Source organism: Longimicrobium sp., assembly GCF_036387355.1.
Lineage (GTDB): Bacteria > Gemmatimonadota > Gemmatimonadetes > Longimicrobiales > Longimicrobiaceae > Longimicrobium.
In genome coordinates this window covers 1-3,002 of the sequence record NZ_DASVTX010000263.1, presented here as the reverse complement: position 1 = coordinate 3,002, position 3,002 = coordinate 1, and the positions used below count along the sequence as shown (strand labels likewise).

Sequence of the window (3,002 nt, the reverse complement as noted above, 5' to 3'; positions counted from 1 at the left end):
CCACTGCCTGGTGCATCATGACTGCGATGGCCGAGCCGGTGAGCAGCAGAGCGAAGATGATCAGGCGGCGGCGGGGAGCCAGCCATTCGAATGGATGCTGCGGCATCAAGGCCTCCGGCAGGTAGGATCAACGAGGGGGTTGCAAGTTGATCCGCATTCCGCGATCACGCCAGATTCTTGTAAGCCGGCTCGCTCACACTACCAGAACGGAGCGGCGGCGTGCGAATGTGCACGCCGCCGCTTTCACGTATCGCAGCAAGCCCGGCCAGAGCCGATGCGAGATGGCCACGGCTGAGAACTCGCCCGCTTCCCTTCTGTTTCGTCGTGCAGTTCCCTGCGTTTCCTCGCCACCCCCGCCCTCCCGCGTGAACCGCCGTTAACCGAATCCGCCGCATCACGAAGTTCGCGGCGGCTCCGACACCGGGGTCATGTGCACGGTCGGAGGGCTGCGGTCGCCTTCTGGGCCCACGCTGAACTCGTAGTAGTAGCCCTGTCCGGACAGGCGCCCCGCCTCCTCCGCGCTCATCCCCAGTTCGCCCTGGCCGCCCACCACGCGAATGGCGTTGCCGGCCTGCACCTCGCGCGCGGTGAACAGCTCGGCCATGTACAGCCCGCCCGGCGAGCCCTGCCGCAGCAGCGTCGGCGACGTCTGCTCGATGAACGCCGCCAGTGCATCCATCACCCCGTCCGCACCCGTCGGCTGCCCGTGCTCGGCCCGCACCAGCGTCGCCACCGGCTTTCCCGCTTCCACAAACTGGATCACCCCGTACGCCATCCCCGTCTCCCGCGCTGAAGTGTGGACCGCGCAGCGGGTGCAACCGCCGGGCCGCCCTTGTCCGCACGCGCGCCGCGCCGCACCTTGCAGCGTGCCGGCCCCCCATCCGCCGGCCCCGTTCCCGTCCAACCCGAGGCTCGTATGAACCACCTCTTCAGCGCCGCCGCGCTGGCCGCCCTGGCCGCGTGCGCCGTCCCCGCCGCCGCGCAGGACAGCGGCGGCTTCATTGTGCGGCTGGGCCGCGACACCGTGGCCGTGGAGCAGTACCAGCGCACGGCCACCAAGCTCACCAGCCAGATGGTGAGCCGCTCGCCGCGCACCGTCATGCGGATGATGGATGCCGACCTGCGCCCCAACGGCACGGTGTCGCGCATGACCATCACCACCCGCGTGATGAACGATTCCACGCTGCTGCCGCAGGTCATCACCGTCGATCTGCCGGAGACGGACAGCGCCACCGTACGCATTGCCCGCGGCGACACGGTGCGCACCATCCGCGCGATGGCGCCGGGCGCGTTTCCGTACGTGGGCGATTCGTACGCCTTCGTGCAGCATGCGCTGGCCTCCAACCGGCTGCGGGCCGATTCCGCCGTCATCCCCATGCTGCAGCTGGGTGCACGCTCCGGAATGCCGGTGACGGTGCGCCGCCTGGGCGCGGACTCGGTGACGTTCACCACCGCGGGGGGCGAGTCGCGCATCCGCGTGGACGGGCGCGGGCGGGTGCTGGGCGTCACGAGCCCCAACAGCACGCGGCAGGTGTCGGTGGAGCGGGTGGAGCGCCTGAACGCCGAGGCCATGGCCACGCAGTTCGCCGCGGCGGAGCGGGCCGGGCGCGGCATGGGGATGCTTTCGCCGCGCGACTCCATCAACGGCGACGTCGGCGGCGCGCGCGTGTCGCTCTCGTACGGGCGGCCGGCGCGGCGCGGGCGGCAGATCTTTGGCAACGTGGTCAAGTGGGGTGACGTGTGGCGCACCGGCGCCAACGAGGCCACCAGCTTTCGCACCAGCCGCGACCTGATGTTCGGCAGCGTGCGCGTGCCGGCCGGCGCCTACACGCTGTGGACCATCCCCGGCCAGCAGGGATGGCAGTTGATCATCAACAAGCGCACGGGCGAGTGGGGCACGGAGTACGATGCCGCGCACGACCTGGCCCGCGTTCCGGTGCAGGCCACGCGCACCGCGGGCGCGCCGGTGGAGCAGTTCACCATGCGCATCGAGAACGCGCAGAACGGCGGCGCCATCGTCATGAGCTGGGACGACACGGTGGTCACCGCTCCGTTCACCGTGTTGCCGTGAAGACGGACGAAACGACGCCGCTGGAGGTGGGGCCCACGGAGGACGGATCGGAGCTGCGCATCCGCTGGAAGGACGGCGGGGTGAGCGACTATCCGCCGCGCTATCTACGGCTGTGCTGCCCCTGCGCCGGCTGCGTGGAGGAGATGACGGGCCGCCCGCTGCTGAATCCGGCCACGGTGCCCATGGACGTACATCCGCGGTCCGTGGAGTACGTGGGTGAGTACGCCATTCGCTTCGACTGGAGCGACGGCCACCACACCGGCATCTACCCGTTCGACTACCTGCGCGACATCTCGCTCAGCACCTGACGGGCCCGGTGGATGATCGAAAAAGCGCGTGTGTCCGCTCCTGGACGCACGCGCTTTTTCGCTGCCGCTCACCCGCCGCGCCGCCCCGGATTGGGCTCCTGGCGAGGAGTCACCCGTCCTCTCCGCGCCGCCTCACCGGCACCGTCCACCCCACGAGTCCTGCCGCCCACCTCGGCGCTGAGGCGTCATTCTGAAGGAGCGTTCGCCGCGCTTTCCCCGGCACCGCGTTCATGCGCGACTGAAGAATCCCGGACCGAAGCATCCGCCGCGCCGCGGACCGGCGTGGCGTGCTCCAGCCTCTCCCGCGCACCCGCAGCCTCCGAGCGCGCCGCGCAACCGGGCGTGCGTGGGGCGCGGTGGCGCGGGATTCTTCGGTCGGCGCCAGTGTATGGTGTGACGGACGGTGCGGCGCGGCGCCTCGCTCAGAATGACACTCGAAGTCCGAGCCGGGCGAGGAATTCCGGTGCGGCTGATGCTACGGATCCAGTGCGCCTGATGCCAGTTCGCGCGGCCAGCGCTGCCCGCTCCGCCCGCGGCGGCACCTCGCCCCACCGGTGTCCTGCCGCCCACATCGGCGCTGCGGCGTCATTCTGAAGGAGCGTGCGCCGCCCTTTCCCTGGCAC

The 3,002-nt window shown here is 70.5% G+C and carries 3 protein-coding genes; 2 read left to right on the top strand and 1 reads right to left on the bottom strand.

Annotated elements, in window-relative coordinates; all coding sequences use genetic code 11:
- Positions 1-394: 394 nt before the first annotated feature.
- Positions 395-775, bottom strand: coding sequence for a hypothetical protein (locus VF665_RS11390; RefSeq protein WP_331053555.1), 381 nt, complete (start codon positions 773-775; stop codon positions 395-397).
- Positions 776-916: 141 nt separating this feature from the next.
- Between VF665_RS11390 and VF665_RS11385 the strand changes: the two genes are divergently transcribed.
- Together VF665_RS11385 and VF665_RS11380 are read left to right on the top strand one after the other, a co-directional pair.
- Entirely contained in the window at positions 917-2,071 is a 1,155-nt protein-coding gene (locus VF665_RS11385) for a DUF2911 domain-containing protein (protein ID WP_331053554.1), read from the top strand.
- Positions 2,068-2,379: a DUF971 domain-containing protein gene (locus VF665_RS11380; protein ID WP_331053553.1), complete on the top strand. Its 312-nt coding sequence runs from the start codon at positions 2,068-2,070 to the stop codon at positions 2,377-2,379. Before VF665_RS11385 ends, VF665_RS11380 begins: the two co-directional genes overlap by 4 nt.
- Positions 2,380-3,002 lie beyond the last annotated feature (623 nt).